Annotated in this window: 23 protein-coding genes; 14 read left to right on the top strand and 9 right to left on the bottom strand. The window is 32.4% G+C overall.

From position 1 onward, the window contains the following. The first annotated feature begins 148 nt into the window (after positions 1 to 148). The 3 genes from B0A75_RS03975 to B0A75_RS03965 are packed head-to-tail and all read left to right on the top strand — an operon-like array spanning position 149 to position 2,954. Positions 149 to 1,579 carry a CCA tRNA nucleotidyltransferase gene (locus B0A75_RS03975; RefSeq protein WP_165765083.1) on the top strand — a complete coding sequence of 477 codons (1,431 nt, stop codon included), beginning with the start codon at positions 149 to 151 and terminating at the stop codon, positions 1,577 to 1,579. Further along, positions 1,579 to 1,932 carry a hypothetical protein gene (locus B0A75_RS03970; protein ID WP_089052988.1) on the top strand — a complete coding sequence of 118 codons (354 nt, stop codon included), beginning with the start codon at positions 1,579 to 1,581 and terminating at the stop codon, positions 1,930 to 1,932. The genes B0A75_RS03975 and B0A75_RS03970 overlap by 1 nt, the downstream gene beginning before the upstream one ends. Further along, positions 1,929 to 2,954 carry a COX15/CtaA family protein gene (locus tag B0A75_RS03965; protein WP_089052987.1) on the top strand — a complete coding sequence of 342 codons (1,026 nt, stop codon included), beginning with the start codon at positions 1,929 to 1,931 and terminating at the stop codon, positions 2,952 to 2,954. Before B0A75_RS03970 ends, B0A75_RS03965 begins: the two co-directional genes overlap by 4 nt. A 332-nt stretch (positions 2,955 to 3,286) precedes the next feature. Here the strand turns inward: B0A75_RS03965 and B0A75_RS03960 are convergent, their stop codons facing one another. The 8 genes from B0A75_RS03960 to B0A75_RS03925 form a co-directional block, all read right to left on the bottom strand. After that, entirely contained in the window at positions 3,287 to 4,054 is a 768-nt protein-coding gene (locus B0A75_RS03960) for a LytR/AlgR family response regulator transcription factor (RefSeq protein ID WP_089052986.1), read from the bottom strand. A 37-nt stretch (positions 4,055 to 4,091) separates the two neighbouring features. Continuing rightward, entirely contained in the window at positions 4,092 to 4,460 is a 369-nt protein-coding gene (locus B0A75_RS03955) for a 2TM domain-containing protein (protein WP_089052985.1), read from the bottom strand. A gap of 18 nt (positions 4,461 to 4,478) precedes the next feature. Beyond that, positions 4,479 to 4,796, bottom strand: a complete 318-nt coding sequence (locus tag B0A75_RS03950) for a 2TM domain-containing protein (RefSeq protein WP_089052984.1) — start codon at positions 4,794 to 4,796, stop codon at positions 4,479 to 4,481. Beyond that, entirely contained in the window at positions 4,787 to 5,116 is a 330-nt protein-coding gene (locus B0A75_RS03945; protein WP_089052983.1) for a 2TM domain-containing protein, read from the bottom strand. Before B0A75_RS03945 ends, B0A75_RS03950 begins: the two co-directional genes overlap by 10 nt. Before the next feature lie 2 nt (positions 5,117 to 5,118). Further along, complete coding sequence (locus tag B0A75_RS03940) at positions 5,119 to 5,421, bottom strand: 2TM domain-containing protein (protein WP_089052982.1); 303 nt, start codon at positions 5,419 to 5,421, stop codon at positions 5,119 to 5,121. Positions 5,422 to 5,423: 2 nt separating this feature from the next. Continuing rightward, positions 5,424 to 6,782, bottom strand: a complete 1,359-nt coding sequence (locus B0A75_RS03935; RefSeq protein WP_089052981.1) for a histidine kinase — start codon at positions 6,780 to 6,782, stop codon at positions 5,424 to 5,426. Between the two features lie 28 nt (positions 6,783 to 6,810). After that, complete coding sequence (locus tag B0A75_RS03930) at positions 6,811 to 7,431, bottom strand: hypothetical protein (protein WP_089052980.1); 621 nt, start codon at positions 7,429 to 7,431, stop codon at positions 6,811 to 6,813. A 332-nt stretch (positions 7,432 to 7,763) separates the two neighbouring features. After that, positions 7,764 to 9,929: a TonB-dependent receptor gene (locus B0A75_RS03925; protein WP_089052979.1), complete on the bottom strand. Its 2,166-nt coding sequence runs from the start codon at positions 9,927 to 9,929 to the stop codon at positions 7,764 to 7,766. A gap of 138 nt (positions 9,930 to 10,067) precedes the next feature. On the opposite strand from B0A75_RS03925, the gene B0A75_RS03920 reads away from it, so the two are divergent. The 10 genes from B0A75_RS03920 (at position 10,068) to B0A75_RS03875 (ending at position 19,184) form a co-directional block, all read left to right on the top strand. Beyond that, positions 10,068 to 10,526 (top strand): DinB family protein, encoded by a 459-nt coding sequence (locus B0A75_RS03920; protein ID WP_089052978.1) that lies wholly within the window; start codon positions 10,068 to 10,070, stop codon positions 10,524 to 10,526. 10 nt (positions 10,527 to 10,536) lie between these two features. After that, a complete protein-coding gene (locus B0A75_RS03915) occupies positions 10,537 to 10,995 on the top strand; it encodes a YciI family protein (RefSeq protein ID WP_089052977.1) in 459 nt (152 codons plus the stop codon). Between the two features lie 9 nt (positions 10,996 to 11,004). Continuing rightward, on the top strand, positions 11,005 to 11,580 hold the full coding sequence (locus B0A75_RS03910) for a sugar O-acetyltransferase (RefSeq protein ID WP_089052976.1): 576 nt from the start codon (positions 11,005 to 11,007) through the stop codon (positions 11,578 to 11,580). Beyond that, the gene (gloA2, locus tag B0A75_RS03905) at positions 11,580 to 11,969 is read left to right on the top strand and encodes an SMU1112c/YaeR family gloxylase I-like metalloprotein (RefSeq protein ID WP_089052975.1); all 390 of its coding nucleotides are present in this window, start codon (positions 11,580 to 11,582) and stop codon (positions 11,967 to 11,969) included. The genes B0A75_RS03910 and gloA2 overlap by 1 nt, the downstream gene beginning before the upstream one ends. A gap of 343 nt (positions 11,970 to 12,312) precedes the next feature. Then, on the top strand, positions 12,313 to 13,590 hold the full coding sequence (locus tag B0A75_RS03900; RefSeq protein WP_089052974.1) for a chloride channel protein: 1,278 nt from the start codon (positions 12,313 to 12,315) through the stop codon (positions 13,588 to 13,590). Positions 13,591 to 13,675: 85 nt separating this feature from the next. Further along, positions 13,676 to 14,278 carry an HPP family protein gene (locus B0A75_RS03895; RefSeq protein ID WP_089052973.1) on the top strand — a complete coding sequence of 201 codons (603 nt, stop codon included), beginning with the start codon at positions 13,676 to 13,678 and terminating at the stop codon, positions 14,276 to 14,278. Positions 14,279 to 14,491: 213 nt separating this feature from the next. Beyond that, entirely contained in the window at positions 14,492 to 15,031 is a 540-nt protein-coding gene (locus tag B0A75_RS03890; RefSeq protein WP_089052972.1) for an IS1096 element passenger TnpR family protein, read from the top strand. A gap of 115 nt (positions 15,032 to 15,146) precedes the next feature. Continuing rightward, entirely contained in the window at positions 15,147 to 15,506 is a 360-nt protein-coding gene (locus B0A75_RS03885; RefSeq protein ID WP_089052971.1) for a four helix bundle protein, read from the top strand. Positions 15,507 to 15,551: 45 nt separating this feature from the next. Continuing rightward, positions 15,552 to 16,610, top strand: coding sequence for a nucleoid-associated protein (locus B0A75_RS03880; protein WP_089052970.1), 1,059 nt, complete (start codon positions 15,552 to 15,554; stop codon positions 16,608 to 16,610). Positions 16,611 to 16,814: 204 nt separating this feature from the next. Further along, entirely contained in the window at positions 16,815 to 19,184 is a 2,370-nt protein-coding gene (locus tag B0A75_RS03875; RefSeq protein WP_089052969.1) for a GAF domain-containing protein, read from the top strand. 66 nt (positions 19,185 to 19,250) lie between these two features. Here the strand turns inward: B0A75_RS03875 and B0A75_RS03870 are convergent, their stop codons facing one another. Further along, positions 19,251 to 20,429 carry a Pycsar system effector family protein gene (locus B0A75_RS03870; protein ID WP_089052968.1) on the bottom strand — a complete coding sequence of 393 codons (1,179 nt, stop codon included), beginning with the start codon at positions 20,427 to 20,429 and terminating at the stop codon, positions 19,251 to 19,253. A 26-nt stretch (positions 20,430 to 20,455) separates the two neighbouring features. Here B0A75_RS03870 and B0A75_RS03865 point away from each other — a divergent pair, with 26 nt between their 5' ends. Next, positions 20,456 to 24,190 (top strand): metallophosphoesterase, encoded by a 3,735-nt coding sequence (locus B0A75_RS03865; protein ID WP_089052967.1) that lies wholly within the window; start codon positions 20,456 to 20,458, stop codon positions 24,188 to 24,190. Positions 24,191 to 24,266: the final 76 nt, after the last annotated feature.

The following is a 24,266-nucleotide window of genomic DNA, read 5'->3' as shown; positions in this document are numbered from 1 at the left end:
AATTCATAAAAATCGACACTGCAAAATGTGAAATTGTTCAAAAAAGTGAGCGATAGATTGTAATAGGCATTTTCTATGTTGTAAATTTGCATACGTTTCATTTCTTAGAAATTTGAAATGTCTTTTTTATTCAAAAATTAGTGAATTCGTGGCTATACAAACAAATTATAAAACAGCTTTACAAAATAAAATTTTCGATATTATCTCGAAAGCTTCTCAGGAACTAAATGTTGACAGTTATGTTATTGGTGGTTTTGTTAGAGATTTACTTTTAAATCGAGGTTCTAAAAAAGATATTGATGTTGTAGCTGTTGGCAGCGGAATCGAATTGGCTTTAAAAGTTTCTGAATTACTTCCTAACAAACCAAAAGTTCAGGTTTTTAAAACTTATGGAACTGCAATGTTACGTTTTGAAGATACTGATATTGAATTTGTCGGCGCTCGAAAAGAATCTTATAATTTTGACAGCCGAAATCCAATTGTAGAAAACGGAACGCTTCAGGATGACCAAAACCGTCGTGATTTTACAATCAATGCATTGGCTTTATCTTTAAACGAAAACAATTTTGGAGATCTTTTAGACCCTTTTGACGGTTTGAAAGATTTAGAAAATAAAACGATTAAAACTCCACTGGATCCAGACATTACTTATTCTGATGATCCGCTTCGAATGCTTCGTGCAATTCGTTTTGCTACACAATTGAAATTTGAGATTGAAGAAAATTCATTGAATGCAATTACAAAAAATGCTGATCGTATTAAAATTATTTCGGGTGAGAGAATTGTTGACGAATTGAATAAAATTCTTTCGACAGATAAACCTTCAACTGGATTTTTACTTTTATACAAAACGAGACTTTTAGATTTGATTTTACCTGAACTAACGGCGCTGAATCAGGTTGAAGAAATAGAAGGTCATACACATAAAAACAACTTTTATCATACGCTTGAAGTAGTTGATAATATTTGTCCAAATACAGATGATGTCTGGCTGCGCTGGTCGGCATTATTACATGATATTGGAAAAGCGCCAACAAAACGTTTCAGCAAAAAGCAAGGCTGGACTTTTCATGGACATGAGTTTTTGGGCGGAAAAATGGCGAAGAATATCTTCGAACGCCTGCACATGCCTTTGAACCATAAAATGAAATTTGTTCAAAAAATGGTTATTATGAGTTCGCGTCCAATTGTTTTGGCGCAGGATATTGTTACCGACAGTGCAGTTCGTCGTTTGGTTTTTGACGCCGGCGAAGATGTCGAAAATTTAATGACTTTATGTGAGGCTGATATTACAACCAAAAATCCATCGAAATTCAAGAAATATCATAAAAACTTTGAAATCGTTCGCAAGAAAATTGTAGAAGTGGAAGAGCGCGATCATGTTCGTAATTTTCAACCCCCAATTTCTGGCGAGGAAATTATGGAAATGTTCGATTTAAAACCTTCACGTGAAATTGGAGTTTTGAAAGAAGCTGTGAAAGAAGCAATTTTAGAAGGCGATATACCAAACGAATATCAGGCGGCTTATGATTTTGTAATTAAAAGAGCATCAAAGTTAAATCTAACGCTTAAAAAATAATGGACGAATTAGGTGCTGTTTTTCTAGTTTTACTTTTATTGGTATTCATAGTATCAAATATTATGTTTTCAAGAAAACTGAAGAATTCAGACGGCAACCATTTTAAATTAAAAATTATATTTTTCTTTAGCTGTATAATTACTATTACATTAGTTTTCATTGCATTCTTTATTTTTGAATCTTCTCTTGACATAGCTATTTCAAAATTACGAATCGAAAATGAATATGCTCAAAGAATTACTAAACTTTTAATTATACTTCCTTTAAATAGTATTGCAAATTATTTTCTGGCAAAATTTTACTTAAAGAAAACCAAACGAACAAACGAAATAGAATTAATTGGAAAAGAATGAAAAAAGAGAATAAATCAGTAATCATTTGGTTACTATCAGGTTGTGTTTTATTATTTTTAATGGTAGTCGTTGGCGGAATTACCCGTTTGACCAACTCAGGTTTATCAATGACCGATTGGCATTTGGTAACCGATACTTTCCCGCCTTTAACGGAAGCCAAATGGAATGAGGCTTTTGAGCAGTACAAGAAATTTCCTGAGTATCAAAAAATCAACATTCATAACGATTTTCAGCTTTCAGATTATAAGTTTATTTATTTCTGGGAATGGTTTCACCGTTTCATCGGTCGTATTATTGGTTTAGTATTTTTTGTTCCTTTTGTTTATTTCTTAATCAAAAAGAAATTAGATACAGCAACGATCAAAAAGTGTATTGTACTTTTGGCAATGGGTGGTTTTCAAGGTTTTCTTGGATGGTTTATGGTTAGAAGTGGTTTAATTGACAATCCAGATGTAAGTCATTTTAGACTTTCGCTGCATTTAACTTTTGCTTTTATAACTTTTGCTTATACGCTTTGGGTAGCGCTGGATTTAATTTATCCAGAAAGAAATATCAACAAAATATTACCGTTGCGCACTATTGCACGTTATGCTTTGGCCGCTTTATTAATACAAATTATTTATGGTGGTTTTGTTGCAGGATTAAACGCAGGATTAATTCATAATCACTGGCCTTTAATGAGTGACGGAGAATTTATGCACGAATCAGTTCTTATTGAACAATCAAGTTTAATAAAAAATTTAATTGAAGGAAAAAGCGGTGTTCAGTTTGTACACAGAACTTTTGCTTACGTAGTAGTTGCCATTATACTTTTCCTATATTTTAGAAGTAAAAAATATACGCTTACTAATACACAATCAAACGGAATTAAAACTTTGGTGGTTTTTGTATTTATACAGTTTCTACTAGGAGTTTTCACTTTATTATACAGCGTGCCTTTGGCTTTAGGACTAATCCATCAGATTATGGCATTTTTCCTTTTAAGTGCTATGACTTTTACATTGCATCGATTGAGTAAATAAATTCGAAATAGCTGTCTCAAAAGGACTGCTTTTTTGCTGTATAGATTATTGACAAATTTATTCTTCGATAAACCCCAGCGGGGTAAAATATTTATAGAGATACAATTCGATAAATTATAAAGCTCCAGAGGAGCGACATATATTAAGAATATAGAAAAAACATGTCGCTCCTCTGGAGCTATATATTGTAAACATTTATCCTTTGCTATAAATATTTAGCTTCTCTGAAGCTTACAAAAAAAGCTGTCCTTTTGAGACAACCTCTTTTTTGCGACATAGATTTTAATTAAATGAATTAAAATCAGCTGAATTTCTATATTTTGATTTAAATTTTACCCAAGCCAAGCTTTAAAATCTTGTACTTTTTCTCGGCTTACTATTACCTCATCTTCCTTGTAAGTTGGTAAAATAACTTTCAAACGAGAATTTGTATATACCTGAATTTCTTTAATTGCCTGCAGCGGTACAATAAATTTTCTGCTTACACGAAAAAAATCCTTTTTATCTAGTTCCTGTTCTAAAATTTCTAAAGTCGAATCGATTAAGTAGTTTCGATTATCAAAGGTATGTATATATGTTCCTTTGTTTTCACTAAAAAAACATTCAATCTCTTCGGTCGTTATTACTTTTAAGTGCTGTCCTATTTTAACAGTAAATCTTTTTTTGTAACTCTTTTCAAAAGGATTTGACAGCATTTGACGTATTTGCTCAAAGTCTAATTGCAGATTATGATTTCTTTCATCAGCTTTAGGCATTCGCGCTTTATACTTTACTACTGCGGCTTCTAGATCATCTTCATCTATTGGTTTTAAAAGATAATCAATACTATTTAGTTTAAAAGCTTTCAAAGCATACTCATCATAAGCTGTTGTAAAAATTATGGCGCTTTGAATATTTATTTTTTCAAAAATCTCAAACGATAAACCATCTGATAACTGAATATCCAGAAAAATCAAATCTGGATGTTCATTATTTGTAAACCAATGAAGTGATTCTTCTACAGAATGCAGCATTGTTTTTACAGTTATATCTAATTTTTCAAGTTTTCGCTGCAATAAACGTGCAGCTGGTTTTTCGTCTTCTATAATTAATGTGGTCATTTAATACAATACAAGGTTTAAAATATACTAGTTAAAATTACTCCCATTTTTTCTTATTCTGAGCTTCTTTTTCCATATATTTTTGGATTTTTCTATCTTCCCAATCTTTATTAAAAAAAATATCCGGGCCAAAAACAGTAAAAGCATGAATGGCTAAAGCAATCCCCCAATAAAATGCGGTTGAATAAACTTCCCAATCTCGAAAACCTCTAATTTCAATACGATTGCCTATAAAACCATTATTCAAATTTGAAATAATGATAATAATATTTACTATAATGTAAACCTTCAGATGCGAATAAAATCCTTTTATTCTTCTAACCTTTCTATAGGCAGCGTTAAAGTTTTCATCTGTACTAAATTCATCTCCGTATTCTTCATACATACGTCTTCTAAATCGTCCCATTTTATTTTGATTTAAAAATTATTGCCATTTACTTTTGTTCCATTTTTCCTTTTCCATAAACTCTTTGATTTTTCTTTCTTCCCAGTCTTTTCCTAAAGCCGGAAATACTTCAAAAACCCTTAATCCATGAAAAACTACTCCAATTCCCCACCACAACAAAGGCCAAAAAAACCATAAATATTCCGGTGATGTGTACAAATTAACGAAAATCAAAATTGCATTTACAAATATATAAGATGCCAAGTTTCCATAAAATCCTTTAATATCACCGACTTTCTTTTTAGCCAAAAAATATCTATCCTCTTCGCTGTATTTCATTTCCATGATTACTCCCATTTTTGTTTTTTTTCTCTTTTTTCTAAAATACGTTTCATTTTACGTTTCTCCCATTTATCTCCAAAAACTTTAGCAGAGACAAATAAATCAATCGCTGAACCAAAAAATACGGTTGACCAAACAATCATTACAACTCCATTTAAAAATTTAGCAGGAAACACATTCAAAGGCAATTTGTAATACTCTTTTAAAACAAAAAGCACCACCGCTATAATATAAAAAAATGAATGAACATAAAATGATTTAAGCTTTACAACCTTTTTGCTGGCTAACTGCTGTAATTCATATTCTTCTTGATCACTATTATAATTCGTTTTCATCTTTAGCTTGAAGTTTTTTGGTTTTTTTCTTTTCCTAAAATCTCTTGAATCTTTCGTTCTTCCCATTCTTTATTAAAAAACGGCGAGTATCCAAAAACTTTCAATCCATGAAAAACCACTCCTATCCCCCAGCCTCCAATACACCAAATGAACCATAAATATTCTGGCGAAGTCACAAGGTTGATAACAACTAAAACTATGGTTACGAAAATAAAAACAGTCAAATGCTCGTAAAATCCTCTAATTTCTTTTACTTTTTTTTGAGCCTGGTAATAGCGTTCCGCTTCTGTATAATTTGGCTTCATGATTATTTCCAAGTTTGCTTGTTTTTTTCTTTCTCTAAAATCTCTCTAATCTTTCTTTCCTCCCAACCTGTGCTGTAGCCATATACTTTAAAAGCATGCATTACAACTCCAAATCCCCAGCCCAAAGCTGAAAACCAAAACCATTGAAATCCTGGTGAATATCTTAAATTAACAAAAGCTAATATTGGGATTACACAGCAATATGAAATTACATTTCCGTAAAACCCTTTTAATTCTTCTACTCTTTTTTTAGCCCTAAAATAAGCTTTAGTTTCATCGTTATAATCTGCATTTGTTTCCATAACGTTAATTTGTTTTGTTAAAATTGGAATCTTAACCGTGAAATTTTTCTCATCTTGTTCGATCATCACATTTCTGTTGGTCACAATTGCATATCGATTTACAATATTCTGTAATCCAACTCCCTGCCTATCCTGAAGAACTTCTTTTTTCTGAAGATCATTTTGAATTGCTAAGTAATCACCGTCAATAAAAATTCGAATATGAAGCGGTTTTTGCTCACTTACAACATTATGTTTTACCGTATTTTCAAGCAATAGCTGTAATGAAAGCGGAACTACTTTTGCATCCGGATTTATGTTCTCGACTGGCAATTCGTAGAATAAACTATTCTCAAAACGCATTTTCAACAGATTCATATAGGTTTTTGCAAATGATAACTCATCTTCTACAGAAACCAATTCTTTGTCCTTCTGCTCTAAAACATAGCGGTAAATTTTTGACAAAGAAGTCGTAAAACGCTGTGCATTATCAGGATTTTCTTCGATCAAGGAACTTAAAACATTTAAGCTGTTAAAAAGAAAATGTGGATCGATCTGATTTTTTAAACTCTCAAATTGTGCATTTGCCGTTCCTGCAATAATTTTTTGCTGCGTTATTTCAATTTTAGAAGCTTGTTTCCATTTTACCATAAAACTTCTGGCTTGCATGAAAGTAGAAACTCCAAACGATAAAACAATATAAAAAACGTGATTCCAAATCATTCGATTGCCAAAAAACTGATCTATAGGAAGCTTCTGAACGACAACAAAAATGATATAATTAATTCCTAACACTGCAGGAACTGTATATAAAACAGTTACTAAAATTCCGTAATATACTCTTAAATTAGTCTGTTCCAGCCAATCCCATTTTCGATCTAAGAGAACGCTTATAAAACCATTTCCAAAACCAAGTCCAAACGAATAAAGACAGCTTAAAAGAAATGTTAGTACAACATTTTTTACATTTAAATCAGTACCTAAAAGAGCGCAGAATATTACTGTAAAGATCATAGAAATCTTGAAACACACTATGGTTCCACTTTTCAAATCAGCAAATGCATTTCTATGGTCTTTCATTATAATTAACTTAATTTATTACTATTTTTTATTTACAGGTTTTTTGAATTTCCAACGCTCTTTCTAAACCCCATTTAGGAGAAAAAGGCGTTTCAGGCTTAAAAGTACCAAAAAGTTCGATAGATCTGTTAACTTGTTCACAAAGTGGTTTTGTATCAACCCCAGTCCATTTCGCTCCTCCCAGTTGATAATCAGCCTCACCGAAAACAGCTCTCGGATTGTTTGGATCTAGTGCTTTAGCAGTTGCATAAGCTTCCATTACTTTAGCCGAATATTTCATTCCGTTTGTCATTGGATCAGACGCTACATAAGCTGTGTAAATTAAAGCCTGCATTACGTACAACTCTGAATTGTTTAGATCTTTTAACATTTCAGCATCAACAGCATCTTGCGCTTTTGTCAATAACAAATCAATTTTGGTTTTATCTTTTTCACCAAAAGCCGATGTCGTGTTAATTAAAGCTACATAATAATTAGGCAGATAACTATTTTTTTCGGCCGCTGCAATTCTTTCAAACAATGCCGAAGCATCCGCATTTTTTCCTTCTTTCCAAAGCCCGAAAGCTTTTGTCATTCCTTGTTCAAACTGTGTTTGTGCAGATAATAAGCTGCAGATAAATAATGTGATAATGGTAATAATCTTGGTCATGATTTCTTTTTTTTAAGGTTGTTTTTTTTAGATTCTACCCCGATAGCTATCGGGGCTGAGCTGCTAAGGTTCTAATTTTTTCTTATTGATGATTAAAACTCTTTTGTTTTTTTAGATTCTAAGCTTTTCTTACTTAGAACCTTAGCAACTTGTTAATTATACTTCAAAAGTATATTGGATTTTACTGTTTTAAAATTAAATGATACTGAGTTGTTGATTTTTGCTGCTGAATTGTTTCTTATTAAGATTCTGAGGTTCTGAGATGCTAAGGTTCTAAGTTTTTTTTTTCTTAGCAGCTCAGAACCTTAGCAGCTTAGCATCTATACCACGAACTACAAATTCTTCAACTGATTCTCATTTTTATTTTGGCTGATGGTCCAAAAGAAGCCTAAAAAGAAAAATCGATCTGCGGTTGGCACTACGGCTTGTCTTTGATATACTCCATTTGGATCTGGTAATTTTGCATAATCATATCCAAAAACATTCTGTGTTCCTAAAACGTTCGAAACAGAAAAATAAAGGATTTTTTGTGTTGTTAATATATACGCCCAGTTGAAACTCAAACTATTGTATGATTTTGTTTTTCCGCTCATAAATTGTGTCTGATTTGGGTCGTTATATGGGCGTCCTGAACTATAATTGTTTGTAAAACCTATTTGTGATTTCCAATCTGTAATAAAATATTTTGTTACTACAGATAAAGTATGATTTGCAATAAAACTTGGCACAGCCATTGTTGGAAAATTCTTGTATTGTCGCTCAGAATCGATATAAGAATACGAAATCCAATATTCTAAGTTTTTGTACAAATTACTGTCTCTCCAATATAATTCTAAACCTTTTGCATAACCTGAACCGTCATTATTGAAGACTGAATTGTATCTAATATCTTTTGTATCATATTGAACTAAATTTCTATAATCTTTATAATAAAGATCTGCTCTAAAAATCTGTCCCGGTTTTGTAAATTGATAATTCAAAATATAATGACTTGCTTTTTCACTTTCAAACTGATGGTATTTTGAGTATTTAATATAATCTACAACCGGTGTCTGCGAAAAATCTCCATAAGCAAATGAAAGCTGGCTTGTTTTTGAAAACTTGTAAGCTATTGAAGCTCTTGGCGCAATATTATTTTCATTTAGCAAACTATTGTTCGAATATCTTAAACCAACTTTCATTGCTAACCTTTTAGAAAATAAAATATCTCCTTCTGTATAAGCTGCAAAGATGTTTGAATCATATCCGTTTGTAACATCGATTGAAATATTGTCATTAAAATTTTCATCGAATTTTGTAATGAAATAATCCGCTCCAAAAGATACTTTAAAATAATTCGAAACTTTTTTACCAAACTTCAATTTCAATTGTGCCGCATTTTCATCAGCATCAATATCATTTATATCATATTTTGTTTTGTTTTTACTGTATCCGTAGCTTATTCCTGTTGTTAACTGCCATCCAGTTCCAAAAGTTCCCTTGTAAGAAGAATTCAAATAAAAATTATTGTTATTCAAATCTGTTCTGATAGGATTCTCGAAATTGATATTTTTCTGATTTAAATCGAATTTCTCCGAATCAAAAGCGGCATAAAGTTTAAAGATTCCATTTGTAAAATTATATCTGTAAACTGTTTCACCTCCAAGAGACTGATACGGATTATTCCAATCTACATTTTGAGGAATCACCGCCTGATATGGCGCTAAGTTTATGTAAGCCATATTTACACTCAACGAGCTTTTTTTCATTTTTTGAGTATGTCCTAAACTCAGACCTACAGTCATTAAACCAATATCTGTTTTATTATGATCTACTTCGTCCTGCGTATTTAAAAGTAAAACACTTGATAATGCTTCACCATATTCTGCAGAATAACCTCCAGTCGAAAAAGAGATTCCGCTAAACAAAAAAGGAGAAAATCGGCTTCGAGTTGGCAAATTATTTGTTGTCGCTCCATAAGGCTGTGCAACTCTAATTCCGTCTACAAAAGTCTGCGTTTCGTTTGCTTCTCCACCACGAACGAACAAACGCCCGTCTTCACCAACAGATTGTGTTCCTGGTAAAGTCTGCAAAGCAGCAATTATATTTCCAGCTGAACCAGCTGTTGTTACAATATCTAAAGGTTTTAAAACCGAAACTCTCGCTTTATCTCCAGATTCTAAAGTTCCTGCTGTGATTACAACAGCATCAAGTGTATTTATATTTTCTCTAAGTTTAACCGTTTGCTCTTTATAATTCGTTACATCAATTTCTTTCTTGTAGGTTTCAAAAAGCAAAAAACTCACTACAAGAAATTGATTTCCAGTCGCACTTGTTTCAAAAGAAAACTCACCCGTTGCAGAGCTAGTTGCTCCGTCGTATGTTCCGTCTAGGTAAATATTAGCGCCTTGAACCGGCCTTCCTTTTTGGTCAATCACTTTTCCAGAAATCGTATTTTGAGCGAAAATAAAAACAGTAAAAAGTAAAAAAATACTTGTAAAAAATAACTTGGTTTTCATAACATTGGTTTTTGTTGAAGCAAATGTATTTTAACATTCAGCGTTAAAAAATATATAATAACTGAACTGTAGAAATTTATGACTGAGTTGTAATTTACTTTATTTGTATATTAGCTTTGAATTGCAAAACTATCAATTATGTCAGAAAGCAAGAGAATTTCAAATCTATATCAATCCATTTATAATGGAAATCCATGGCTGGAGGTTACTCTAGCACGTACTTTAGAAAATGTAAGTGCCGAACAGGCTTATAAGAAAACAAATCCTAATTTGAACACGATTTGGGAAATTGTAAATCACCTGATACAATGGAGAAGAAACATTTTAAAACGCGTTCAGGGAGAAACGATCATCACGCCGGATCATAATTATTTTGTTCCCGTTTTAGATCCGTCTGAAGCCGCTTGGGAGCAGTCACTTCAAAATTTGGCTAAATCACAAGAATCGTGGAATTCCTTTTTTGAAGATTTCGACGATGCTGATCTGGCAAAAATATATGCTGCGAACAATCACACGTTCTACGAACATATACACGGCATTATTCAGCACGATGTTTATCATTTAGGGCAGATTGTTATTTTGAAAAAACTTCTTTAAAAACAGTGTTATGAAAAACTCTTTCTTTTTATTCGCTTTCTTACTAATAAATGCAATTGGATTCGCTCAGGAAACGGAAGTTAAATTTGATGAAAATTTAGCCAAATCGTTGAATGCAGATGAATATGGAATGAAAAAATATGTTTTCTGTTTATTGAAATCAGGAACAAACAAAACGGCTTCAAAAGAAGAAACCAAAAAATTATTTGAAGGTCATATGGCAAATATCAACAAACTAGCCAAAGAAGGAAAACTCGTTGTTGCCGGTCCTTTTATGAAAAATGATCGAAATTATCGTGGAATTTATATTTTTAATGTAGAAACTGTTGACGAAGCAAAAGCTCTTGTTGCAACAGATCCTGCCATTAAAGCCAATTTGCTTGAAGCCGAATTAACACCGTGGTATTCGAGTGCGGCTTTGCAGGAAACAGTAAAAATTCACGAAAAAATTGCCAAGACTAAAATGTAATCTCTTTATATGAAAACAGAAAAAGAAAAAATGATTGCGGGAGAATATTACTTACCAGGAGATCCTGTTTTAGTAAAAGACCGCCGAAAAGCAAAAATCTTATTACATACATTGAATGTAAAAGAATACCGCTTGACCAAAAAAGCAAAAGAAATTTTAAAAGAGTTAATTCCTAATTCTGGCAGTAATTTTTATATCGAACCACCTTTTCATTGCGATTATGGATATAATATAACTTGTGGGGACAATGTTTATTTTAATGTTAACTGTGTTGTTCTTGATAGTTGTCCAGTAAATATTGGATCAAATGTTTTTTTTGCACCAAATGTTCAAATCTACACTGCAACTCATCCGCTTGATGCAGAATTGAGAAAATCTTTAGAAAACGCAGAACCAATTACAATTGGCGACGATTGCTGGATTGGCGGAAACTCTGTTATTTGTCCTGGTGTAACAATTGGTAAAGGCTGTGTTATTGGCGCGGGATCTGTTGTTGCAAAAGATATTCCTGATAATTCTCTTGCCGTTGGAAATCCTGCTAAAGTAATTCGAAAATTAAATCAAGAACCTCAACAAAAAAACTAATGCTTACCTTAAACAAAATCCATCATATTGCCATTTTATGCTCGGATTATCAAAAATCTAAAACTTTTTATACCGAAGTTTTAGGACTTACCATTATTAGAGAAATCTATCGTGAAGAACGCCAATCGTATAAACTTGATTTGGCATTAAATGGCATTTATGTAGTAGAACTATTCTCTTTCCCAAATCCGCCGCAGCGTCCATCGAGACCAGAGGCAGTTGGATTACGACACTTGGCATTTGAAGTAATTAATTTAGAAGAAACTATAGCTTTCTTAACTTCAAAAAACATAGAAGCAGAACCTATCAGAATAGATGAAACGACTGAAAAACGTTTTACTTTTATTGCTGATCCTGATTTATTGCCAATTGAGTTTTATGAGAGATAGAAACTAAGGTTCAAAGATACAGAGGCTCAAAGGAACAGAGGTTATTACTTCTTTTATGTCATTTCGAGGAACGAGAAATCACACTAGAAACTAAGCAAGTAAAAAGCAATTTTTGTCAATTCACATGTGATTTATCGTTCGAAAATAACACAAAATGAGAAAACTTTGAACCTTTGCTGCTTTGTACCTTTGCACATAAACAAGCGATATACAAAGAAAAACGCACTGAAAGAATTTTCTTGTTTATATACATTTTAACACACTATATTGAAGATTTTCTATTAAAAACCGATTTTGATGCTTAATTTTGTAATCCGCATAAAAAAGCTGCGACTTACTTCTGATGAACAAAACGGCGAAAATCAAAAAAAATCATCAATTTATCAAATTCCGAAAATTAGTTATTGTATCTGTTTTAATTGGCTTTTTATCAGCCTTTTTGGGAATTTCACTTAAAAAAATCACTGAATATTACGAGGAAATCTTCTTTCATGAAGTATCGGTTCATCCAATATTCTATATTATTTTTCCAGTTTTCGGATTGTCTGTAATTTATTTCCTGAGACAATATCTCTTTAAGAAAAAAGAAAATAAAGGAATCAAAGAAGTTTTTGAAAGTACAAAAACTAAAAAGAATCTTCCTTCTTATAAAATTCCATCACATTTTATAAACGGTTTAATCACGGTTATTTTTGGCGGATCAACAGGAATAGAGGTTTCTACAGTTGTAGCTACAGCGACAATTGGATCTGTTGCTCATGAAAAAGAAAATGTCTTCCGTCAATACAAAACAGAATTAATTTGTGCAGGTGTTGCTGCTGGTGTTACTGCTCTTTTCAGTAGTCCAATAGCAGGAATTCTGTTTGCTTTTGAAGTTATTTCAAGAAAAGTAACACGTGCATTTATTATTTCAAATGTAATTGCTGTTTCTATTGCATTTGGTTTACTTTCAATTTTAAAAGAAGAACCTTTATTTGCCGTTTCTATTACAACTTGGCATTTAAAAGCGATTCCGTATTTTATTCTTTTAGGAATTTTAGCTGGGATGAATTCTGTGTATTTAACACGATGTGTATTGTTTTTTAAATCTCAATTTGGAAAAATAGATACGCATTATTATAAAATCCTTATAGGCTCTGTAGTTTTAAGCATCTCATTATTTGTTTTTCCACAATTGTATGGAGAAGGCTATCATGCCATAAAAAGTATTTTTGGAAATTCGACAGAAATCCCCTTAACCCTGACATTAGCTTTAACCTTTATTGGTGTTTTAATTCTAAAACCTATCGTTACCTCTATTACATTAGCTTCTGGCGGAGACGGCGGCGTTTTTGCACCAAGTCTTTTTATCGGTGCCTTTTTAGGATTATTGCTTGCATCGGTTTTAAACACCTTTTTCAATCTGCATGTAATTCCAGTAAACTTTATGATTATTGGTATGGCTGCGGTATTAAGCGCGAGTATTCATGCCCCTTTTACAGCAATATTTTTAGTATGCGGTTTAACAAACGATTATACGTTGTTTTTACCAATTCTTGTCGTGTGTCTAATTTCTAAATACACCGCAAAAATGATTTATCCGCATACTGTTTATACGTATGCCCCAAGTTTAACAAAATAACAGTTCCGAAACCAACTCACAAATCTCACAGATTTAAATACTAATTTTTAACCCTTCTTATAAAATAAACAAACATTAAATAATTATGCCCACTCCAAGAATTAAAAGAAGCTATCGCAAAACTCGTTATATTCTTTATAAAGAAACTTTAATTGACTACAAAGAGCATTTTTGGTCATTTCTCGGATCATTTGTTGGGATTGGGATTTTAGCTTATGTACAATCGATACATTTTACAGGAAATGATGCTGTTTACTTGATTGGTTCTTTTGGAGCTTCGAGCGTTTTGGTTTACGGAATTATTCAAAGTCCATTTTCTCAGCCAAGGAATTTAGTTGGCGGACACGTAATTTCGGCTTTTATAGGCGTTACAGTTCATAAACTAGCACCAGATATTATTTGGATTGCGGCACCTTTGGCCGTTTCGCTGGCAATAATTTTCATGCAGATTACTAAAACTCTGCACCCGCCAGGAGGCGCAACAGCTCTGATTGCTATTATTGGTTCAGACAAAATTAAGGCTTTGGGATATTTTTATGTGGTTTCGCCGGTTCTTGTGGGAACACTTATTTTACTTTTGACTGCTCTACTTTTTAATAATATGACATCAAGCAGAAGTTATCCCAGCCACAGCACATACCATAAACATTATCATAAAATCAAAAAGAGATTAACTGGTAAGCAGTAATTGCTTCAACTGTTCCGGTACTGTTTTCATGAACTTGCAGCTATAATTTTAGGAATCTTTGAAAACTAAACGATTCTGAAAATTGGGCAAATTCATCAAACACACTAAATCACAAAAAAACAGCAGTTTAAAATCTTTTCAACAAATCGTAATTCACAATTCGTATTTTGTTTTTTATATTTTACCTTTGACCTCTCAATAAAAACAAAGATTATGGTTTATAAATTTAGAGTAATTCTAGACGCCGAAGAAGATATTTTTAGAGACATTGCTATTCTTGAAGAAGATACTCTTGAAGATTTACACAATGCAATCTTCAACGCTTTTGGTTTTGACGGAATGGAAGTAGCTTCGTTCTACACCTGCGATGAAACTTGGAATCAAGAAGATGAAATTCCGCTTTTTGATACTGGCGATGTTCCTGGTGAGCAAAGAACTATGGGCGATTATCCATTATCTTCTATCTTAGATAAAGAAAACACCAAAATCATTTATGTTTACGATTTCATTCATATGTGGACTTTCTTAGTTGAATTGGCTGCTATTGAAGATCAATCTGTTGGAGCTGTTTACCCAGAAACTTTATTCTCTCATGGAGAAATGCCTGATGATTCTGGCGAGAAAAATTTTGAAGCTGATATGCACGACGATATCTACGGCGAATTTGAAGACGATCTAGACGAAGACGATCTAGATATGTTTGAAGGCGATGACAGCTTTGAAGATTTTGGATTTGAGGAGAATTGGAATTAGTTTTTTTGAGGTTCAAAGGTACAGAGAGACAAAGGCACAAAGGTTTTCTTTAAAATTTTGCAATTTTAATTTGTAAGTTTTTTATTATTTTTACACTTAATTCTCAATTGTAAAAATGAAAACTTTTAGAGATCTTTTAATCTGGCAAAAATCTATGAATTTGGTAACTGAAATTTACCAAATAACAAATTCATTCCCTAAAGAAGAAATTTATGGTTTATCTTCACAAATTAGAAGATGCTCCATTTCAATACCAAGTAATATTGCTGAGGGATACGGCAGAGATGGAAATAATGATTATTTGAGGTTTTTAAACATCTCAATTTCATCATTGTTTGAAATGCAGACTCAACTTGAAATTTCATTCAATTTAAAATATATAACCGAGCACCAATTCAATAAAGTAAATGGAGAAAGCAGAGAAATAGAACGAATGTTAAGTTCTTTTATCAGAAAAATAAAAGATAGAAACTAACCTTTGTTCCTTTGAACCTTTGCTTCTCTGAACCTAAATAAATACATGATCAACTTATTCAACACTCACATCGAGACGCTTTCGATACACCGCGTAGGAAACAAAAGCCGTAACGAAGCTATTTTTTTATCAGAACAGCCCTTTAATTTAAATGACGAAATTGTGCCTTTGATAAAAGAGTATTTCTTTAAACCTTTTAGAGAAAAGGAAGAAAACTATTATCAGTTTGCTCACGAAGTAGATTTGGATTACAATGATATGTTTAAGTATGCTTCTGAAATTTTTGATAATCCTGGGAATGTTCAGGAAGTTTCAAAAAAAATCACAAAACATTTATACGAGCAGTCTAACCATCCGCATATTAAAAACGGAGAGGTTTATGTTACGTACTTAACCAATTTAAGTATCGATAATAATGTAGTTGATGCTATCGGAATTTTTAAAAGTGAGTTACAGGCTGACTTTTTACAATTTGAAGAAAAAGACAGCAATCTTGAAATGATTTTACAACAAGGGATCAACTTGAGTAAATTAGACAAAGGATGTTTGATTTTTAATTATAAAAAAGAAGAAGGATATAAAATCCTGACTGTAGACAGCAACCGTTATGATGCGCGTTATTGGTTAGAGCACTTTTTATCTGTTGATGCTTTTGAAGATGAAAACTTCATTACTAAAAAGTACTTGAAATTCTGTCAAAACTTCGCAAAAGATGTTGTTTTACCAGCAGAAGATAAAAAAGAAGAAGTTATGTTCATGAACCGTTCTGTGAATTACTTCGCTAAAAACGATCAGTTTGAAGAACAAAATTTCTTGAATGAAGTACTTGACAATCCTGACTTAATTCCTGAATTCAAAAACTATAAAGTTGATAAAGGAGAAAAATACAGCATCGAAGATGTAACCTCATTCCCAATTGCAAATGCAGCAGTTTCTGACGCTAGAAAATCGATTAAAAACGTTATTAATCTAGATACACATATTCAGATTAAAATGGATTTTATCAATCCTGAAAGTGCAGAAAAATTTGTTGAAAAAGGCTGGGATGAAGAAAAACAAATGTATTACTACTTAGTTTACTTCAATAAAGAAGAAAAAAGCTAAGAGTTATTCATTTTCTATTACTTACTTAAAAAGAAAAACGGCAGTTGCAATTTGTAACTGCCGTTTTTTATTGACAGTTTTACGTTATAAAAGTTTTTCTTTTTAAAATATCAATTAAACTCGATAGTACTATAAACGAAAGAAATCGCAAAATGCTAAAGATTCTTAATTTATGCTTAATTTTGTGTTTTAAAACCAAAACAGATGGATCGTCTTTTACACAACGAAAGTCCTTTCGAAACGATAATCTCATTTCATAAGCTGATTGAATCTTTTGAAGAAATTGCTTTATCTGATGTTGATTATCGATCTAATTATGCTAAAGCCATTTTAAAAGAGGTTGAAGCATATCCGGAATTTAGAACCGGAATTCACGACTACTCTATTATTAAAAATAACGAAGATTTAATCAAAAATCTAGTTGCTGATTTATTTCCAACTGCACTTACGCATAACGAGATAAAGGCAATTACAATTCCTTTTCAAAACGTTTCGTTCAATTATACCGAACGTTTCAAGAAAATTTTACGTAACGCCGGCGACGAATTTTATATGGAAATTCGTGATTTTGATGAACATCAATTTTACATCAACAATTGCTGTTTGATTTTAGGCGATTACTACAAACAAAATCTCGATTTCAACAGACCATTTTTCTATGATATTCCAGACGAAAACGGCATAGAAAAGCATTATAGAATTTTGTATAATGCCGATTTTATGGAAATTACTCCAACAGAAAAAGCAATACATTTAACACAAGACGATATCGATCTTCTTATTGATAATTATAATGATATTGATTTATGGAAATCTAAATTCCCTAAAGGAAGCTGGATTCTTAAAGGTTTTGGCATTGTTTCTTTGTTTGATGCAACGACCGAAAGTGCTATTTCGAACCTAAAAAGTAATTTATTAAAACCCGAAACTACAAGAGTTGCTTCGACAGAAATAATTGAAAACATTTTTAAATCGATCTTTAAAATTTCGAATTTAAAAGTGGGGTTTATAATCTACAATCCCGAAGAAGAAAAATTCATCAGACCAATAAAATTTGACAATCAGCTTACCAGTTTTTTATTAAAATCAGATCAGGAAGTAGATTGTAAAAATGCTTTTTTTGGATGTTCTTTTGAAAATTTATTAGACAAAAAAGAACCGCTTGTTATTTCTAATGTTAAAAAATTCATCGAAGATTCTTCAAACAAAAAACTTGGTGAACATTTATTAAAACAAGGAATTCAAAGCTGTGTTTTTGCTCCGGTTATAAAAGACGGTCATTTATTGGGTGTAGTCGAACTAGTTTCTGAAAATGCAAGAGAACTAAACAGCGTAAACGCTACAAAACTGGAATTAGTTTTGCCGTACTTAACAGATACAATTGATCGCTATAATACCGATATGCAGCATCAGGTTGAAGCCATTATTCAGCGTGAGTATACAACAATTCATCCAAGTGTTTATTGGAAATTCAAGAAAGAATCTCAAAATTACTTTCAAAATATAAATCATACAAAAGACTATATTTTTAAAGAGATTGTGTTTAAAAATGTATTCCCGTTATACGGACAAATTGATATTAAAAGTTCATCTGAACATCGAAATGAAACTGTAAAAATAGATCTTCAAAATCAGCTTACAGCACTATTAGAAATTTTTAATAATCAAAAACCCAACTCTAATTTGGTTCTTTTAGAGCAGAGAAAATTTGAACTAGAATCGCTTCGAGACGAGTTAGAATTTCCTTTGAAAGCAGATACTGAACAACATATTCAGCGCTATATAGAAGAAGAAATTCATCCGATATTGAAAAACACAAAGGACAATGCTAAAAATGTAAAATTGGAAGAATTGTACTTTGAAACTCTGGATGAAAAAACAGGAATGTTTTATCAGGAAAGAAAGAAGTTCGACAATGCGATGTCGATTATCAATAAAAGATTAGCTTCTGTTCTAGATAAAAAGCAAATCGAGGCGCAGCAAATCTATCCGCATTATTATGAGCGTTTTAAAACTGACGGCGTAGAACATAACTTATATATTGGAGCTTCGATTGCACCAACAAAACCGTTTGATATAATGTATCTGCATAATTTGCGTTTGTGGCAGCTGCAAACGTTATGTGAAATGGAATTGGCGCATCATCAGCTAAAAGAATCACTGCCATACGAATTAGATGTTACTTCGTTGATCTTGGTATTTAGTTCTCCGCTTTCTATACGTTTTAGAATGGATGAAAAACGTTTTGATGTTGACGGAACTTATAATGCCAGATATGAGGTTGTTAAAAAACGAATTGATAAAGCAAATATCAAAGGAACTAACGAACGTATTACTGAAAAGGAAAAAATAACAATCGTGTATTCGCAAAACAGCGAAGAAGCTGAGTATTTAAAATATATTAAATACCTGCAGCACACGAAAGTTCTTGAGCCAGCAATCGAACAATTCGAAGTCGAAGATCTTCAAGGCGTTTCGGGTTTAAGAGCTATTCGAGTAAAAGTCATTAATAATACTTCGAATTCAGAGGTAAAAAAAATAACCTATCAGGATTTACTAGATGAGCTCAACTAAATTAGTTGAGCTTTTTCTTTGACTAATATTGAACCGCAGATCAAACGTTTAAATATGTACTTAAAATTAAATCGATTTAAAAGCGATTACAAACGCAATTACCGTAATAATTATGCCTACCATGAAAAAATTGTAGGCTATACGCAGTAAGTTGTACTTTCGCTGTAAAACCAATCCTAGGTAATATAAATCTTTAATCATTGTTGAGTACAAATAATCTCGGTCTTTCATCATTTCATTCATAGCCCAGTCATAATCTTCAAGAGGCATTTTATAAAAATTCCCAAAGAACATTAAATTCACTTTTTTCTCTTCAACATCAGCACGCGTAAAAAAACCAGAGGTTACTTTTGGACGTGTAGAAAGTATGGCAAAAATAATAGTAACCACACTTGAAATCAACATAATGAATGTGGGCAATACCAAATGTGCATTTTTTGGACTGTCTAATTTTGGAATAATAGACGAAAGTGCAATCGAAATAATAATAGCATTAACAGATAACAGAATATTAGCTTTACTATCAGCAATACCGCTTAAACGTGTATGATTCCCAAGAGTAACACGAAATAGAGTATCGATACCGCGATCTGGTTTTTCGAGTTTTTCTTTCTTTTTATTCTCCTCCTCTATTGCTTCGGCAGCTTTTAATTCTTGTTTATCTATTTTTTTTCGAATAAGAACTAAATTTTTCTCTTTAAGCGGCTGCCATTTTCTAAGTGCGTAATCCGTGTAAAAACGGTGTTTATTCAATAAAAAATTCAAATTCTCTTTAGCCCATTCCGCATTTGAGAACGATATTTTTCCAGTATTTTTAAGCTCTAAACGCAGCAGCTCGCAAGTTGTAACGTATTCCGTTCCCATAAGATGTGCATAATCTGCATCTTTAATAATTTTTTCTAAATGCGTTTTAGGAACGTATTCTTTCTGTGTTGCCAAAATCAAATCGGCAACAGCTGCGATAAACTCTTCCGATTGTCCTTTTTCTTTCAAAAAAGCAGTTGCAATTTTCACACTCTCTTTCTCATGATTATCATAACCATGTACATAACCTGTATCGTGAAACCAAGCCGCAATTATAAGAACTTCTTTATCACTATCACTTACTTCTTCTTTCTTACATAGTTCTTTAACCGCAGTAACAACAGTTAATGTATGGTTAAAATTATGGTAAGAATATAAATTAGAAAGTTTATCTTTGAGTAAATTACTGACGAAATCTTCGGATTGATCTATTAGATTCATAAAGAATATTTTTATACCACTAAATTATGAAATTGTTTTTGGAAAATCATTTCATTGCTAAGATTAAAAACTATTTATTAGCAATTACCACTCTTATATTAATCAGCTCTTGCGCAACGCATAAACCTCAATACGGAAAAAATGTAAGCGCCAACGAAACAGAAAACGCAACTGATACCATAAAAATTGCCCAAACATTTTATCTTGTTGGAGATGCAGGAAATGCTGATGAAGAACAAGCACAACAAACACTGGAACTATTACATCAAAAATTAAAAAAAGCCGGTAAAAAATCAACTTTACTGTTTTTAGGAGACAATATTTATCCAAAAGGTTTTCCGAGTGATAAAAACCCTGATGATAAAGCACTTGCAGAAACTAAACTTACCAATCAATTAAAACTAACTAAGGGATTTAAGGGAAAAACTATTTTCATTCCCGGCAATCACGATTGGTACAGCGGTATAAAAGGATTAGAACGTCAAGCTGATTTTGTAACTAATTATTTAAATGACAAAAAAGCTTTTTTACCAAGAAAATCATGCCCTATTGAAGGCGTAAAAATTGACAGCACTACAACGTTAGTAACCGTTGATAGTGAATGGTTTTTAGAAAACTGGGACGATCATCCCACTATCAACGACAATTGTTCTATAAAAACAAGAGAAGATTTTTTTGATGAGCTGGAAAGTATTTTAAATAAAAATCAAGAAAAAACAGTTGTTCTTGCAATTCATCATCCTTTATTGAGCAATGGAACACACGGCGGACAATTCTCTATGGAAAAACAATTATTTCCTCTTGAGAATAAAATTCCGCTTCCAATTATTGGATCTTTTATCAATTTACTTCGAAAAACATCTGGTGTAAGTCCGCAGGATATTCAGAATAAGCAATATACCATTTACACCAAAAGAATTAAAACGCTGTTACAGAAGCAGAAAAATGTGATTGTTGTTTCTGGACACGATCACAACCTGCAATACATAAGTAAAGAAAATATTCAGCAGATTATCAGTGGAGCCGGATCAAAATCTGAAGCTGCCAGAGCTGTAAATCCTTACGATTTCTCGTATGGAGGAAATGGTTACGCAACTTTAACCTTGTTTAAAAGCGGCGATGCTAAAGTTTCTTTTTATGGAAATGAAAACAATAAAGAAAAACTGCTTTTTGAACGCGAAATAATCAAAGCTAAAGAAATTAACTGGGCGGCAGATATTCCGAATAACTTCCCTCCAAAAATTACGACTTCGATCTATCCGCCGAAAATGACTGAAAAAAGTTTCTTTCATAAATTCTTGTTCGGACAGCATTATAGAAAATATTACAGTATGCCAATCGAAGTAAAAACCGCTACAGTAGATACTTTAATGGGAGGATTAAAACCTATTCGAGAAGGCGGCGGTCATCAATCTGTTTCCCTTAGAATGTCAGATCCAAAAGGCCGTGAATATGTAATGCGCGCTATGAAAAAAAGCGCTACAGCATTTTTACAGTCAGTAGCTTTTAAAGATCAATATGTTGTAAACGATTTTGCCGATACTTACGCAGAGAATTTCTTATTAGATTTTTACACTACATCTCACCCGTATACCAGTTTTGCAATTGGCAATTTATCAGATAAAATAGGATTATCGCATACTAATCCTGTTTTATACTATATTCCTAGACAAAATGGCTTAAAAGAATTTAATGCAAGTTTTGGTGATGGATTGTATATGGTAGAAGAAAGACCTGCCGACAATCATATTGATGCTAAAAACTTCGGAAATCCAAGTGATATAATAAGTACTGCCGATATGATGGCTAATCTTCATAAAGATGAAAAATATGCTGTTGATGAAAAAGAATATATAAAAGCGCGTTTGTTTGATATGCTGATTGGCGACTGGGACAGACACAGTGATCAATGGCGTTGGGGCGAACACAAAAAAGACGGAAAAATAATTTATAAACCAATTCCGAGAGATCGTGATCAGGCATTTGTAAAATATGACGGGACTTTACTTTCGCTTTTAATGAATATTCCTGCATTGCGCCATATGCGTACTTTTAAAAGTTCAATCGACAATGTAAAATGGCTTAACAGAGAACCTTATCCTTTAGATTTGGCATTTTTAAAAACGGCTGAAGAAAAAGACTGGATTGAGCAGGCAAAATTTATTCAAGAAAATTTATCTGACAGTGATATTGATAATGCTTTTAAAAATTTACCAAAAGAGGTTCAGGATGAGACGATTGAAGAAATTAAGCAAAAGCTAAAAAGCAGAAAAAAAGAACTTCAAAAATATGCAATACGCTATTCTGATGTTTTAAGTAAAACAATTATGATTGCGGGAACTGATAAAAAAGACAAATTTGTTTTGAATCACATTGCCAAAAACAAAATTGAACTTCAGGTTATCAGAATGAAGAAAGATGGCGACGAATTACAATACACAAAAATGATAAGTGATGCTAAAACCAAAAATTTATGGATTTATGGTTTAGATGACAATGATGTTTTTGAAGTAAAAGGCGATCATAAATCGAACGTTAAAATTCGTTTAATTGGTGGTCAAAATAATGATGTTTATAATATTGAAAACGGACGAAAAGTTATTGTTTACGATTTCAAATCAAAAGAAAACACGTATAACTTAGACTCAAAAACCCAAACTCAGTTAACTGACGATTACGATGTTAACTTATACAATTACGAAAAACCAAAATACAATGTAATTTCTGGTCTGCCAAATATTGGATACAATCCTGATGACGGTGTAAAATTAGGTTTTAATGTAAATTACACCGTGAACAATTTTAAACAAAATCCTTATACACAAAAACATGTATTAAATGGTTTTTACTATTTTGCTACTGGCGGTTTAGAATTTAATTATGCCGCACATTTCCCTGGATTACTGGGTAAATGGGTTATTGATGTTGAATCGCAGTACACAACTCCAAATTTTGCCATGAACTATTTTGGATATGGAAACGAAAGTCAGAACAATGACGAGGAATTTGGAATGGATTACAACAGAGTCCGTATTCGAAAATTTAATGTATCAGGTGCTATTAGACACGTTGGACGATACGGAAGTGAATTCAGTTTTCAGCCTATTTTTCAGAAAATGACAGTTGAAGAAACCGAAAACAGATATATTGATATTCCAAATATCGTAAACCCAATGGTATTTGACAGCCAGACTTTTGGAGGTTTGAAGGTGAAATATCAATTTAAAAATTCTGATTTCGCTGCAAAACCAACTTTAGGTATAGCGTTTATGATAGCCGCTACTTGGACAACAAATTTGAGTGACACGAAACAAAATTTTCCAACATTGGAAAGTTTTTTAGGCTTTACTCATAAAATCGATCATAACGGAAAACTAGTTTTAGCGACTTATGTTAAAGGAAAAGCCATTTTAAATAACAATTATGAGTTTTATCAAGGCGCTGCTTTAGGAGGCGACACTGATTTAAGAGGGTATAGAAACGATCGCTTTTTAGGTAATTCGTATTTCTCTCAAAGCTCTGATCTTCGATTAAGTCTTGGTAAAATCGAACGTACGGTTGCTCCTTTGACTTACGGAATTTTAGGCGGCTTTGATTACGGAAGAATCTGGCTTGATGGCGAAAATTCAAGAAAATGGCATCAGGATTACGGCGGCGGTCTTTGGCTGAATGCAATCAATGTTTTAACAGCTAGAATCTCTTATTTTAAATCTCCTGACGAAGTAGGAAGAGTTATTTTTGGAGCGGCATATAGTTTCTAAAAGGCACTAAGGTTCTGAGATGCTAAGGTGCTAAGGTTTTTCCTAGATACCTATAAAAAACAGCCACGAATTCACG

It is taken from the genome of Flavobacterium oncorhynchi (genome assembly GCF_002217355.1).
GTDB classification, from domain to species: Bacteria; Bacteroidota; Bacteroidia; order Flavobacteriales; family Flavobacteriaceae; genus Flavobacterium; species Flavobacterium oncorhynchi.
Note: the sequence above shows the minus strand (reverse complement) of the source record. Positions and strands in the feature narration are given on the sequence as shown.